At 72.1% G+C, this 12,967-nt stretch carries 14 protein-coding genes; 9 read left to right on the top strand and 5 right to left on the bottom strand.

Translation table 11 applies throughout. The features are described 5' to 3' along the window. Positions 1-25: 25 nt before the first annotated feature. From LUTJ29_RS0114135 to LUTJ29_RS0114125, 3 genes are all read right to left on the bottom strand, one after another. Positions 26-1,072, bottom strand: a complete 1,047-nt coding sequence (locus LUTJ29_RS0114135) for an LD-carboxypeptidase (RefSeq protein ID WP_027073076.1) — start codon at positions 1,070-1,072, stop codon at positions 26-28. Between the two features lie 148 nt (positions 1,073-1,220). Next, positions 1,221-1,730, bottom strand: a complete 510-nt coding sequence (locus LUTJ29_RS0114130; protein WP_027073075.1) for a ferritin-like domain-containing protein — start codon at positions 1,728-1,730, stop codon at positions 1,221-1,223. Positions 1,731-1,821: 91 nt separating this feature from the next. Continuing rightward, entirely contained in the window at positions 1,822-2,367 is a 546-nt protein-coding gene (locus LUTJ29_RS0114125) for a YaeQ family protein (RefSeq protein WP_027073074.1), read from the bottom strand. Positions 2,368-2,522: 155 nt separating this feature from the next. Here LUTJ29_RS0114125 and LUTJ29_RS0114120 point away from each other — a divergent pair, with 155 nt between their 5' ends. Genes LUTJ29_RS0114120 through LUTJ29_RS0114110 form a run of 3 tightly spaced genes read left to right on the top strand, consistent with a single transcriptional unit; the run spans position 2,523 to position 5,679 of the window. Continuing rightward, the gene (locus tag LUTJ29_RS0114120) at positions 2,523-3,398 is read left to right on the top strand and encodes an N-formylglutamate amidohydrolase (protein ID WP_084524899.1); all 876 of its coding nucleotides are present in this window, start codon (positions 2,523-2,525) and stop codon (positions 3,396-3,398) included. After that, positions 3,395-4,621, top strand: coding sequence for a tyrosine/phenylalanine carboxypeptidase domain-containing protein (locus LUTJ29_RS17665; protein WP_051323048.1), 1,227 nt, complete (start codon positions 3,395-3,397; stop codon positions 4,619-4,621). The genes LUTJ29_RS0114120 and LUTJ29_RS17665 overlap by 4 nt, the downstream gene beginning before the upstream one ends. Next, a complete protein-coding gene (locus LUTJ29_RS0114110; RefSeq protein ID WP_198012695.1) occupies positions 4,618-5,679 on the top strand; it encodes a hypothetical protein in 1,062 nt (353 codons plus the stop codon). The genes LUTJ29_RS17665 and LUTJ29_RS0114110 overlap by 4 nt, the downstream gene beginning before the upstream one ends. A gap of 79 nt (positions 5,680-5,758) precedes the next feature. Here the strand turns inward: LUTJ29_RS0114110 and LUTJ29_RS0114105 are convergent, their stop codons facing one another. Continuing rightward, complete coding sequence (locus tag LUTJ29_RS0114105; protein WP_027073071.1) at positions 5,759-6,127, bottom strand: STAS/SEC14 domain-containing protein; 369 nt, start codon at positions 6,125-6,127, stop codon at positions 5,759-5,761. Between the two features lie 158 nt (positions 6,128-6,285). Here LUTJ29_RS0114105 and LUTJ29_RS17660 point away from each other — a divergent pair, with 158 nt between their 5' ends. From LUTJ29_RS17660 to LUTJ29_RS0114090, 3 genes are read left to right on the top strand one after another with little or no spacing between them, the layout of a single operon-like run. After that, entirely contained in the window at positions 6,286-7,539 is a 1,254-nt protein-coding gene (locus tag LUTJ29_RS17660) for an efflux RND transporter periplasmic adaptor subunit (RefSeq protein WP_051323047.1), read from the top strand. Between the two features lie 3 nt (positions 7,540-7,542). Further along, positions 7,543-8,742, top strand: a complete 1,200-nt coding sequence (locus LUTJ29_RS0114095; RefSeq protein ID WP_027073070.1) for an ABC transporter permease — start codon at positions 7,543-7,545, stop codon at positions 8,740-8,742. Next, positions 8,735-9,457: an ABC transporter ATP-binding protein gene (locus LUTJ29_RS0114090; protein WP_027073069.1), complete on the top strand. Its 723-nt coding sequence runs from the start codon at positions 8,735-8,737 to the stop codon at positions 9,455-9,457. The genes LUTJ29_RS0114095 and LUTJ29_RS0114090 overlap by 8 nt, the downstream gene beginning before the upstream one ends. Before the next feature lie 20 nt (positions 9,458-9,477). On the opposite strand, the gene LUTJ29_RS0114085 is transcribed toward LUTJ29_RS0114090, so the two are convergent. Then, on the bottom strand, positions 9,478-10,371 hold the full coding sequence (locus tag LUTJ29_RS0114085; protein WP_027073068.1) for an acyltransferase: 894 nt from the start codon (positions 10,369-10,371) through the stop codon (positions 9,478-9,480). A 179-nt stretch (positions 10,372-10,550) separates the two neighbouring features. Here LUTJ29_RS0114085 and LUTJ29_RS0114080 point away from each other — a divergent pair, with 179 nt between their 5' ends. From LUTJ29_RS0114080 to LUTJ29_RS18720, 3 genes are all read left to right on the top strand, one after another. Continuing rightward, complete coding sequence (locus tag LUTJ29_RS0114080; RefSeq protein WP_027073067.1) at positions 10,551-11,810, top strand: putative Na+/H+ antiporter; 1,260 nt, start codon at positions 10,551-10,553, stop codon at positions 11,808-11,810. A gap of 394 nt (positions 11,811-12,204) precedes the next feature. Beyond that, the gene (locus LUTJ29_RS18725) at positions 12,205-12,420 is read left to right on the top strand and encodes a hypothetical protein (protein ID WP_027073066.1); all 216 of its coding nucleotides are present in this window, start codon (positions 12,205-12,207) and stop codon (positions 12,418-12,420) included. Continuing rightward, complete coding sequence (locus tag LUTJ29_RS18720; RefSeq protein WP_198012694.1) at positions 12,342-12,959, top strand: zinc ribbon domain-containing protein; 618 nt, start codon at positions 12,342-12,344, stop codon at positions 12,957-12,959. Before LUTJ29_RS18725 ends, LUTJ29_RS18720 begins: the two co-directional genes overlap by 79 nt. Positions 12,960-12,967 lie beyond the last annotated feature (8 nt).

The raw sequence follows: 12,967 nt of genomic DNA, 5'->3' as shown, positions 1-12,967 counted from the left end.
GTGCGGCCCGCGACCGCGATCGCCGCTAGCGGCCGGCGAACACCGGCGCGAGCATGCGGAAGCTGCCCGCGTCGGCGTCCAGTTCGACGTCGGCGCCGACCGGGAGGATGAACTGCTCGCGGACGTGGCCGATCATCGCGCCGCGATAGGCGGGAATGCCCAGCGGCAGGATGTGGTCGTCCAGGACCTGGGCCAGGGTCAGCGACCCGTAGCCGTTGCCCGGCTCGCAGTCGGTGCATTCGCCGAACACGAAGCCGGCGATGCGGTCGAGGATGCCGGCCAGCTTGAGCGTGGTCAGCATCCGGTCCATCCGGTACGGCGCCTCCGAGACGTCCTCGAGGAAGAGGATCGCGCCGTCGAAGTCCGGCAGGTAGGGCGAGCCGGCCAGCGCGCTGAGCACCGTCAGGTTGCCGCCGAGCAGGCGGCCGCGCGCCTTGCCGCCGCGCAGGGTGATGGTGCGGTTGCGGCGCGGCACCAGTTCGTCGTCGTCCGGGTCGCGGCGGTTGGCGTAGTGCATCAGCTCGCGCTCGAAGAACACGCGCCGGAACTGGTCGGCGTTGAACCGGTTCCAGCTGCCGGTGCCGATCGGGCCGTGGAACGTCACCAGCCCGGTCCGGGCCTGGATCGCGCAGTGCAGCGCAGTGATGTCGGAATAGCCGAGCAGCGCCTTCGGGTTGGCGCGGATCGCGTCGTAGTCGAGCAGCGGCAGCAGGCGCGCCGCGCCGGAGCCACCACGGGTGCAGACGATGGCCGCTACCGCCGGATCGGCGAACGCGGCATTGAGGTCGCCGGCGCGCGCCGCGTCGTCGCCCGCCAGGTGTCCGCGGCGGTCGGCGTAGTGCGCGCCGGTGACCACGCGCAGGCCCAGTGCCTCCATCACCTCGCGGGCCAGCTGCAGGTCCAGCGGTTCGGCGACGGCCGCCGACGGACTCACCAGGGCGACCGTGTCGCCCGGCGACAGGGACCGCGGCAGGAGGCGCGCGGTGCCTGGCGCGGCCGTGGTAGCGGCCAGGCCCGCCGCCGGCGCCCCGGCCAACAGCGCGGTGGCCTTGAGGAAGTCCCGTCTGTGCATGTGCAGCCCCTTGCGGCGTCGGTGCGAGCGTAGCAACCGCCGTCGCCGCCAACAATCCGCGCAGTACCGCAATCGGGGCCGCACCGCGACGTCCGACCCGGCAGGCGTCCGGACGCCTCATTCGCGATGCGCGATCAGGTCGCGACGACTACTTCTTCGCCGTGGCCCCGGGGGTATCGGCGCGCTCCAGGAACTGACGGGTGACGTCCGGCAGGTGGTCCTGCAGCCAGCGCGCCATCGCTTCCTCCTCGACCAGGATCCGCTCGCAGGCCGCCCGCGTCTCCTGGTCGCCGAGCGCCTCCGCGGCCGCGATCAGGGTGCGGTAGGACGCGATCTCCATGTGCTCGAAGACGTAACCAGCCATCGATCCCTTGACGATCTCGTCGGAGGCCACCATGCCGCCGATCGCCTGTCCCATGGCCGCGACCTTGCCCATGGCGTCCTTGAGCCTGGACGGCGAACTTCCCAGCCGCGTGATGCAGCCCTCCAGCAGCGCCTGCTGGCCGAGCGTCTCCTCGATGTGCTGCTCGATCCGCGCCTTCAGTTCGGGATAGTGCTCGATGCGCGCCGCCTGCGCCTTGAGCATCTGTTCGGCCTGCTGTTCCATGGCATGCGCATCGCGCAGCCAGTCCAGCAGGTGTTCGCGTGCATCCGTCATCGCCGTGCTCCTTCGTGGAGGAACCGGCACTTTCGGCAAGCGCCCGTAAATGCGGCGCGACAACCGCGTGTACGCGTCGTACGAAAGGAGTTCAGCGGCCCCGCTTGCGAACCCGGGGCGTGACGGCCACGTTCAGCCGCTCGCTCATCAATTGCAGCTCGCCGTCCTGGATCATCGCGGTCAGGCGCATGCTGCGTTCGAGCAGCGCGGTGAGCGCTTCGACGTCGGCCGGTGCGACATCGAGCACGGTGAGGTTGGCCAGTCGCGAGAACGCGCCGGCGTGCCGGTCCCACCACGCCTCGGCCGCCTGCCCGCCGTAGTTGACCACCACCACCTCGCCGGCGCGGGCGCAGGCGCGGCGGACGCGGGTGTCGTCGGGCTGGCCCAGGTCGATCCAGCGTTCGATCTGGCCGGTGTAGTCGCGCTGCCACAGGTCGGCGTCGTCGGCCGTGCTCAGGCCGCGCCCGAACTCCAGGCGTTCGTCGGCGTACAGCGCGAACGCGGCCAGGCGCAGCATCAACCGCCCCGGCGTCTCGGACGGATGCTGCGCGAGCGAGAACACGTGTCCGGCGTAGTAGTGCCGGTCCATGTCGGTGACCTGGAGCTCGACCCGGTAGATGGTCGCGTTGGGTGCCATGGGCAGGCCGGTCGGGAAAGTCCGCGATTGTACGGGCATCCATCAGGCGCGTCGGCCCCGTCCGCGACGCGGCCTCGACGCACCTGAACCGATGCCCCCGGCGCCCGGCATGGTCTCACGGGCCGATCATTGCGGCGCTGCCAGCATCCGTCGGCATGATGGCGCCCGAAGGTACTTCTCCCCCTCCTCCCACCCTCCATTCCGGAGACTGGTTCGAGACCCGGCCGTCCCTGGCCGCGTCCGCGCGCGAGCGCGACTGGGACATCATGTTGCGCGACGGGCCGGTCATCGCGACCGCGATCCACGACGGCCACGCGATCCGCCCTTCCCTGCAGCCGCTGGTCGCGCTTGCCGACGACGCGCGCCTGCGCGAGGAGGATCCGTTCACCGGCGTGCTCACCGACGTGGGCGACGTCCGCATCACGGTGCCGGTCTCGCGCTTCGAGGTCGACCTCAACCGCCCGCGCGACAAGGCCGTGTACCGCCGGCCCGACGACTGTTGGGGCCTGGAGGCCTGGCGCGGAGCGCCCCCCGGGACGGAAGTGGCGCGCTCGCTCGCACGCTGGGACCGCTTCTACGCCATGGTCGAGGAGCTCATCGAGCGACTCCTGGAGCGCTGGGAGACGGTGCTGCTGATCGACCTGCACAGCTACAACCACCGCCGCGACGGTGCCGACGCCGCCCCTGCACCGCAGGAGGGGAATCCCGACATCGAGCTCGGCCTGAGCACGGTTGCCCCCGGCGCCTGGCGCGAGGTCGCCGACCGCTTCGCCGCCGCGCTGCGGCGCACGCCGGTGCTCGGCCGCGCCCCCGACGTGCGCGCCAACGTGCGCTGGCCGACCGGCGGCCATTTCCCGGAGTGGGTGTACGACCGCTGGGGCGAGCGCGTGTGCACCATCTCGCCCGAGTACAAGAAGATCTTCATGGACGAGTGGACCGGCCAGGTGGACATCGCCGCCCTGCGCGACCTGCAGCGGGGCCTGCACGCGGCGGTCGCGCAGATCCGCCCGGAGTTCCGGAGGCGGCCGTGAACGCCGCTGCGCCCCCGCGACATCGCGAAGGCCGCGAACTGCCGCCCGTGGCGGCCCAGGTCGACGCCGCGCTGCTGGGCATCGACGCCGGGCTCGACTGGCTGCTCGCGCTCAACCCGCTCGGCACCGACGCGCTGTGGCGGGAGTTCGAAGCCAGCGGCCACGCGCGCGTGTCGCCGCTGCGCTACGCCGAGCCCGTGCTGGACCTGGACGCGATGCGCCGCCGGCTGCTGGCGCTGCCGGTGGACCGTATCGAATCGCCGCTGCTGGCCGGCCTGCTCGGCGAGAAGCAGCGCGACCTCGTCCATGTCCTGGACCTGGTGCGGCTGCGCGGAACCGCGGCCTTCATCGACGCCAGCGTCGCCCTGTTCGGGACCGTGGAGCCGGAACTGCTGGCGCTGGCGCGGCGCCTGCTCGAGCAGGTCGTGCCGGGCGAGCCGCTCGAGGCCGACCTCGGCGTGGACGCGGTCGTCGCCGCAGTCGAGGACGAGGTGGCGTGGTACCGCGGGCAGGCCCCGGACTTCTCGCTCGACGTGGTGGTCGACGCCGACATCGGCTCGCTGATGATGGTCTCGAACGGACGGCTGTACCTCGACGCCGGCCTGCGGCTGCCCTCGGCACGCCTGCAGCCGCTGCTGCAGCACGAGGTCGGCACCCACGTCGTGACCCACTACAACGGTTCGGGCCAGCCGCTGCGGCAGCTGGGGCCCGGCCTGGCCGGGTACGACCCGCTGCAGGAGGGGCTCGGGGTGCTGGCCGAGTTCCTGGCCGGCTACCTCCCGGGCGAACGGCTGCGGATACTCGCCGCCCGCGTCATCGCCGCCGACATGGCGGTCCGTCGCCAGGGCATCCCGGCGATCTTCGCCTGCCTGCACGAGCAGCACGGCTTCGCCACCGACGAGGCCTTCGACGTGGCCGTGCGCGCCCTGCGCGGCGGCGGCCTGACCAAGGACGCGGTGTACCTGCGCGGCCTGTGCGAGCTGCTCGAGGACCTCGGCCAAGGCGGTGCGTTCGAGCCCCTGTTCGCCGGCAAGTTCGCGCTGCGCCACCGCCGCGCCCTCGACCGCCTGGTCGAGGAAGGCTGGGCGGTGCCGCCACGGCTGTTGCCGCGCTACGCCACCGCACCGGGCTTCCGCGACGCGCTCGCGCAGTGCCGCCGCCTCGACGTGTCCGAACTCCACCACGCCCATCCCACCCCGCTGCCCCTGGGCCTGAGCCCATGATCGACCGCCCCCTGCGCCTCGGCTTCGTCGTCAACGACGTGGCGACCGAGAAGGACAACTACACCACCATCCGCCTCGCCCGCACCGCCATCAACCGCGGCCATTCGGTGGCGCTGATCGGGCTGGAGGACTTCATCTACGACCCCTCGGGCGTGGTCCATGCCAGGGCCCACCTGCCGCGCCGCGACGCCTACGACGACGACGCGGCCCTGCTCGGCGACCTGCATGGCGACGATGCGCGCGTGGAGCGCATCAACGTCGAGGAGCTGGACGTGCTGATGCTGCGCAGCGACCCGGCCGACGAGGCGGTCGACCGGCCCTGGGCGCCGAACAGCTCCCTGCTGTTCGCCCAGCTGGTGGTCGCGCGCGGGGTGATCGTGCTCAACGACCCGATCCACCTCACCGATGCGTCGAACAAGACCTACTTCCAGCATTTCCCGGAGGAAGTGCGGCCGGTGACCTGCATCAGCCGCGATGCCGAACAGATCAAGGCCTTCATCGCCGACCAGGGCGGCCGCGGCGTGATCAAGCCGCTGCAGGGCTCCGGCGGCCAGGGCGTGTTCGTGGTCAACGGCGACGGCGGGGCCAACGTCAACCAGATGATCGACGCGGTGATCCGCGACGGCTACGCGATCGCCCAGGAGTACCTGCCCAAGGCGGTCGACGGCGACCTGCGCCTGCTCACCCTCAACGGGCGCCCGCTGCAGGTGGACGGGCGTTACGCCTGCTTCCGCCGCTACAACGACTCCGGCGACGCGCGCAGCAACATCAGCGCCGGCGGCAAGGTGGAGCTGGCCGAACCGGACGCCGACGCCCTGCGCCTGGCCGAACTGGTCGCGCCCAAGCTGGTCCGCGACGGCATGTACCTGGCCGGGCTGGACATCGTCGGCGACAAGCTGATGGAAGTGAACGTCGACACGCCCGGCGGCATCAACATGGCCGAGGAGCTGACCGGGGTCGATTTCTCCGGCCACATCATCGACGACCTTGCGCGCAAGGTGCGGCTGCGCAACGAGTACCGCGGCAACCTCACGAACATGGAACTGGCGATGCTCTGAGTGCCGACGCGGCCGGCCGGCGCAACCCTGGCGCCGGCCCGGGCCTCGCCGCGCGACTGCCGGGGTTCGCCGGTGTGGATCAGCCCTGCGTGACCCACGCCAATGCTTCGTCCCTTTGCTCCGGGCGGTAGACGCGGTAGCTGACGAACGGCAGCAGCGCGCTCTCGAGCCGCGTGCCGGCGCGCACCCATGCCTGGTCGGCCACCACCGCGATGCGCCCGAATCGCCGCAACTCCTTCAGCAGCGGGATCGCCCGTGCCAGGTGGCCCCCGAACCCGGCCAGTTCCAGGGTGCCCAGCGAGCGGGTTTCGATGAACATGTGCATGGCCGGATGCCGGGACAGGACCTGCTCGATCCGGTCCATCAGCGCCTGCAGGTCGGCGGAGGTGATCTGCCCTTCGACGGTCACGGCGATGACGTCGTCGGCGGAGGGATGGAACTGGTGCATGGCGGCTCCCTGGTCTGGTCCGGACGGCCAGTCTGCCCGTTCCGCCGTGGCCCGCGCGTCGATGCCGCCGCGCGACGGGAGCTTGCGTCCGCCCTGCCGCGAATGGCGCCGTCACGGCATTCCGGCGACACTTCGCACTTTCGAGGCGGGGGTCGACGATGGCCGAGGGCAAGGCGCGCCGCAGGTGGTGGGCGGCCGCGGCTGCGGTGGGACTGGTGGCGGTCGCGGCGTGGGCCGTGGCCTGGCTGCGGGGACCGCAATTGCCCGGCTACGAGGTGGCGCGCGGACCACTCGTGCAGAACGTGGTCGCCACCGGACGCGTCGCGACGCCCTCGCGGGTGCTGGTCGGCGCCGAGATCTCCGGCCTGGTGCTCGAGCGCCGGGTGATGGACGGCGACCGCGTCAAACCCGGCGACGTGCTGGTGGTGCTGCGCGCGCGCGACCTGGAGGCGCGCCGCGACGAGGCCAGTGCCGCGCTCGAGGCCCTGCGCAGCAACGAGCGACCGGATGCCCGTGCCCGTCTGCGCCAGGCGCAGGCCGAACTCGACCAGGCCGAACGCGAACTGGCCCGCCGGCGCGAACTTGGCGAGCGCCAGCTTGTCTCGCGCGAGAGCGTGGAAGTCGCGGCGCAGGCCGTCGTCGCCGCGCGCGCGGCGGCCGAGCAGGCACGCCTGGCGCTGCAGGCGCTCGACGGCGGGGCCCGCGAACTTCAGGCCATCCAGCAACTGGAGCAGGCCGAGGCCGATCTGGCGCGGGCGCAGATCCGCGCCACCGTGCCCGGCACCGTGCTGGTACGCAACGTCGAGCCGGGCGACACGGTCACGCCCGGCCAGGTGCTGCTGGAGATCGCCCGCGACGCCCCCGGCGAGGTGCTGCTGTCGGTGGACGAGAAGAACCTCGAGCGGCTCGAGGTCGGCCAGGCCGCCACCTGCATCGCCGACGCATTCCCGATGCGGCCGTTCACGGCCACCGTGTTCCACCTCGCCCCGGCCGTCGACCCGGCGCGCGGCACCGTCGACGTGCGCCTGCGGATCGACCCGCAAGCCGACTTCGTGCGCCAGGACATGACCGTCACCGCCACGGTCGAGACCGGCCGGCGCGACGACGGGCTGGCGGTGCCCAACGACGCCCTGCTCGATGCCGACCCGGGCAGCGACCGGGCCGCCGTGCTGCGGATCCGTGGCGGACGCGTGGAACGGGTGCCGGTGCGGCTGGGCCTGCGCGGGCTGGCGATGAGCGAGGTGCTCGACGGCCTCGAACCCGGCGACCAGGTCGTCGCAGCGGCCGCCCTGGGCGCCGGCGCGCTGCCCGGGGAAGGCGACCGCGCCCGCGTCCGCGTCCAGCCGCTGCCCGAGGCAGGCCACCACGACCGCGCCGCGACCCATGGCGAGCTGCCGATGTCGCTGGACTGAGCGATGTGGATCGAGGCCAGCATCGCCCTGCGCTTCCTGCGCCAGGGCCGGACCCAGAGCCTGCTGATCCTGGTCGGCATCTCGGTGGGCGTGGCCGTGATCGTGTTCGTGACCGCGCTGATCTCGGGCCTGCAGGCCAACGTCATCGACCGCACGCTCGGCACCCAGGCCCACATCCGCGTGGAGGCGCCGCGCGAGGTCAACCGCCTCGCCCGCGCCGGCGACGGCGTGCTGCAGCTGGTGCTGGAGGATCCGCGGCCGCAGTCGCTGCGCCCGATCGACAACTGGCTCGAGGTGCGCGACGTCCTCGACCGCCTGCCCGGCATCACCGCGGTCTCGCCGCTGGTCTCGGGCCCGGCCTTCGGCCGCCGTGGCGACGCGGTGGAATCGGTGGCGCTGGTCGGCATCGATCCGCCGCGCTACCTGCGCGTGATCCCGCTGGACGCGCACATGGTGGAAGGCCAGCTGCGGGTCGGCTCGGGCAACGTGCTGGTCGGGCGGATCCTTGCCGACGACCTGGGCCTGCGCCTGGGCGGCAAGCTGCGGCTGGAAGCGGGCGACGGCCGCGACGCGATCGTGACCATCGCCGGCATCTTCGAACTGGGCGTGCGCGACCTCGATTCGCGATACGTCTACACCGACCTCAAGCAGGCGCAGTCGCTGCTGGCGCTGCCCGGCGGCGTGACCGTGATCGACCTGACCGTCGAGAAGCTCTTCGAGGCCGACCAGCTGGCCGCGCGCGTGCGCGGGCTCACCGGCCTGCAGGCCGAAAGCTGGATGGAGAGCAACGCCCAGCTGATGAACGCGCTCAGCTCGCAGAGCCTGTCCACGCGCATGATCAGCTTCTTCGTCGCGATGTCGGTGGCGCTGGGCATCGCCAGTGTGCTGGCGGTGAGCGTGGCCCAGCGCACGCGCGAGATCGGCATCCTGCGTGCGATGGGCACCCGCCGCCGCCAGCTGCTGCGGGTGTTCCTGGTCCAGGGCGCGGTGCTCGGCCTGATCGGTTCGGCGATCGGCGCACTGGCCGGCCTCGGCCTGGTCTGGGTGTTCAACCGCTTCGGGCCGGGCCTGTTCGTGATCCCGCTGCCACCGGCGCTGATCCCGGCGGCGATGGCGATCGCGACCATCGCCGGCATGGGCGCGGCGCTGGCGCCGGCCTGGCGCGCCTCGCGCCTGGACCCGGTGGAGGCGATCCGTGGCTGACCGGCGCGAGGTGCTGCGGCTCGAAGGCCTGCGCAAGTCCTACAACGTCGGCCAGCCGACCGAGGTCGAGGTGCTGCACGGCATCGACCTGCGCCTGGACAGCGCCGACTTCGCCGCCCTCGTCGGCCCGTCGGGCTCGGGCAAGAGCACGCTGCTCAACCTGATCGGACTGCTCGACACGCCCACCGCCGGCGAGCTGTACCTGCAGGGCGAGGCGACCGCACACATGGACGACGAGGCGCGCACCGCGCTGCGCGGGCGCCACATCGGGTTCGTGTTCCAGTTCCACCACCTGATCGGCGCGTTCACCGCGCTGGAGAACGTGCTGATGCCGTGGATGGTGGCGAATGGTCGCCCGACTCCGGAAATCCTCGAACGGGCGCGGGGCCTGCTGTCCGACGTGGGGCTGGCGAAGTTCGCCGACCGCCGTCCCGACCAGCTCTCCGGCGGCCAGCAGCAGCGGGTGGCGATCGCGCGCGCCCTGATCACGCGCCCCGCCCTGCTGCTGGCCGACGAGCCCACCGGCAATCTCGACACCAGGACCGCGGCCGAGGTGTTCGACCTGCTGCGCCGCTTCAACGCCGACTTCGGCTGCGCGGTGCTTGTGGTCACCCACGACCCGCGGCTGTCGGAGACCTGCGACCGCACCATCACCCTGGTGGACGGCAGGATCGTGTCGGACGAACAGCACGACGCGGAGCGGGCCGGCGCCTGAAGCCGCACCGGCGCCGGGGCCTATGCCGGGGTGCCGCCCTCGCCCAACAGGCGCGCCATCTCCGCGTCCTTCTCTTCCCACAGCGCGTTCAGCCAGCGCTGGAAGCGCGCGCGGGTGGCGCGATCCGAATCGTCGCCTGCGCGCGGCACGTCCGCGGGCAGCGGCCGCACCCGGACCGACACGCGGACCTCGCGCACCCGCCCCGACATCAGGTCGACCATGCTGGGGCGACCGCCCGGATAGGCGATGGTGACATCGAGGATGCCGTGCAGCGCGTCGCCCATCGCGTCGAGCACGTAGGCCACGCCACCCGAGCGCGGCTTGAGCAGGTGCCGGTACGGCGAGGCCTGGCGCGCGTGCTTGTCGTCGGTGAAGCGCGTGCCCTCGACGAAGTTCATGATCGCCACCGGAATGTCGCGGAACTTCTCGCAGGCCCGGCGCGTGGCCTCCATGTCGCGCCGGCCCAGCGCGGGATTGCGCGCGATCTGGGCCCGGGTGTGGCGGCCCATGAACGGGAAATCCAGGGCCCACCACGCCAGGCCCAGCAGCGGTACCCAGACCAGTTCCCGCTTGAGGAAGAAGCGCAGCAGGGGGATGCGGCGGTTGAAAAGCTTCTGCAGCACCAGGATGTCGACCCAGCTCTGGTGGTTTGCCAGCACCAGGTAGTGGCCATCGGGCCGGACCCCGTCCAGCCCGGTCGCCACCAGCCGCGCGCCGCTGAAGCGGTCCCAGAGGCGGTTGTTGAGTCCGATCCAGCTCTCGGCGATGGCGGTCAGCACCCCGTTGCAGGCCCGCCGCACACCGGCCAGCGGGATCGCCATCTTCACCAGCGCCACCAGCAGCAGCGGGGTGACATGGACCACGGTGCTGGCCGCGATCACGACCAGGAGCAGGAACACGCGCAACGACGACATCGGGACGAGGGCTTGCGGGGGGTGCGCAGCGTAGCGCAAAGCGGCCTCGCACGGCCGCCCGACCGCCGGACCGGGAGCGCAAGGCAGGGACGAAGGCCTTCGACCTTGGTGGAAGCCACGGCCGCCGGGCGCCCTGCCTGGCCTAGCATTGGTGACCAGTCCCACTGCCCCGGCCCGTCTTGACTCCGACCCCGATCGAACTGGTGGCCACGGTGCTGTTCGCACTGGCGGTCCTGCACACCTTCAGCACCAAGTACTTCCATCGCCTCGCCGAGCGCCAGCCCGCGCACTCGGGCATCTGGCACCTGCTGGCGGAGGTCGAGGTGGTGTTCGGCTTCTGGGCGATCGTGTTCGTGCTGGCGATGATGGCGATGGCCGGCCCGTCCGAAGCGTCGAGCTACGTCGATTCGCGCAACTTCACCGAGCCGATGTTCGTGTTCGCGATCATGGTGATCGCCGGGACCCGGCCGATCGTCTGGCTGGCCGCGCGCCTGGTGGACGCGCTGGCGCGGCTGCTGCCCTGGCGCAACGGACTGGAGTTCTGCTTCAGCGTGCTGGCGCTGGTGCCGCTGCTCGGCTCGTTCATCACCGAGCCCGCGGCCATGACCCTGGCGGCGATGCTGCTCGCCCGCCGCGTGTACGCCGTCAACGTGTCGGACCGGACCAAGTACGCGCTGCTCGGCACCCTGTTCGTCAACGTGTCGATCGGCGGCGTGCTCACGCCGTTCGCCGCCCCGCCGGTGCTGATGGTGGCCGGCCAGTGGAACTGGGACCTCGTGTTCATGCTGGCGAACTTCGGCTGGAAGGCGGCCATCGCGGTGGCGGTGAACGCCGCGCTGGTGGTGTTCGTGTTCCGCAGGGAGCTGTCGAAGCTGCCGTCGGGCGAATCCGGCACCCCGACCCCGGCCGCACCCCTGCCGATCGTGGTCCTGCACGTGCTGTTCCTGGCCGGGCTGGTCGTGTTCGCGCACCACCCGCCGATGTTCATGGGCATCTTCCTGCTGTTCATGGGCGTGGCCACGGCCTACGGCCGCCACCAGGACCGCCTGATCCTGCGCGAGGGCCTGCTGGTGGCGTTCTTCCTCGCCGGCCTGGTGGTGCTCGGCGGGCAGCAACGCTGGTGGCTACAGCCGCTGCTGATGGACATGAGCAGCGACGCGGTGTTCTTCGGCGCCACGGCGCTGACCGCGATCACCGACAACGCGGCACTGACCTACCTGGGTTCGCTGGTCGAGGGCCTGAGCGACGAGTTCAAGTACCTGCTGGTCGCCGGTGCGGTCGCCGGTGGCGGCCTGACCGTCATCGCCAACGCGCCGAACCCGGCCGGCATGTCGATCGTGCGCCGCTACTTCAGGGACGAGACCGTGCATCCGCTGGGCCTGCTGGCCGCGGCCCTGCCGCCGACCATCATCGCGATGCTCGCCTTCCGCCTGCTGTAGCCCCGAACGCTGGCCGGCCACGGGCGCCGGGTCCGTTGACCTGCACGATCCCGACGGGCGACAGGCATGCACAATCCCCGACGCTGGCGATGCGTCGCCTCGGCCGCCCTCGTGGCGGGAGTGGCCGCCGTCCTCGTCCCCTGGCTGCCCGTGCTCCGGGGACTGCACGGCGACTGGCTCTCCAGCCTTGTCGCGGTCGGCAGCGGTCTCGTCGTGCTGGCGCTCGCACTGCTGGTTCCCGCGCTGCGCGCCGCCCGCGCGCAGGCTCTCCTGTCGCGCGGCGAATGCGAGCTGGCCCGCTGGCGCGTGGAGGCCGCCGCCTGGCAGCTTTTCCTCGACGCCGAAGCGCAGCGGCCGCCACGGCCCGCTGCTGAACGAGCTCGCGGTCGTCGACATGGTTCCCGGCGACGGTATCGAGGTCATCGTCGGCGAGGAGGCCATCTGGATCGGCGACGAGGTCATCGTGCTTCCGCGCCACGGCGCACCCGAGGTGCTTGAAGCCGGCCTGCGCGAGACGCCGCCGGGTGCCACGTGGCCCACCTGCACCTGCGGCACCCGCCGTACATCGGTCCACGCGGCACCGTGCGACCGGCGCGCGACGCCCGGCTGACCTTCCCGGTGCCGTCCACGGCCTGGGGCGACGCGCGCAAGGCCATCGGCCACTACGCGGCGGTTCGCCCCGGGACCGCCACCTTCTTCCACGGGCCGGGCGACGGCAGCGATCCGGAGGACCTCAACACCTGCCGCCACTGCGGCCATGAAGCCTGGCAGTTCCGCTCCGCCTGCCCGCGCTGCGGCGGACCCATGGTCACCCGCCGCTGGGCGCGTCGGTTCGGCGGCGCGCTGGCCGTGGCGGGCCTGGTGATCGCCGGCATCATGACCGTGGTGCTGGTGCGCGTGGCGCCCATGCTGGCCGGCGCGGGCGGGAATGCCGGCGGCATGCGGTTCGCGGGCTCCACGATGCAGCTGCTCGCGGTCGCTGCCATCCTGGTCGCGGCCTGGCTGTTCGGCGCCAGCGCCGTGGCGCAGGGCGCGTACCAGGTGCTGACGGGACGCGCGCGCAACCGGATCGTGCTGCGGCTGTGGACCGGCCTCGGCGTCGTGGCCGGCATCGCGGTGCTGGCGCTGGTCTCCGGCCAGCGCGACTAGCCGGGCCG

The organism is Luteimonas sp. J29, from assembly GCF_000472505.1.
Classification (GTDB): Bacteria; Pseudomonadota; Gammaproteobacteria; order Xanthomonadales; family Xanthomonadaceae; genus Luteimonas.
Note: the sequence above shows the minus strand (reverse complement) of the source record. Positions and strands in the feature narration are given on the sequence as shown.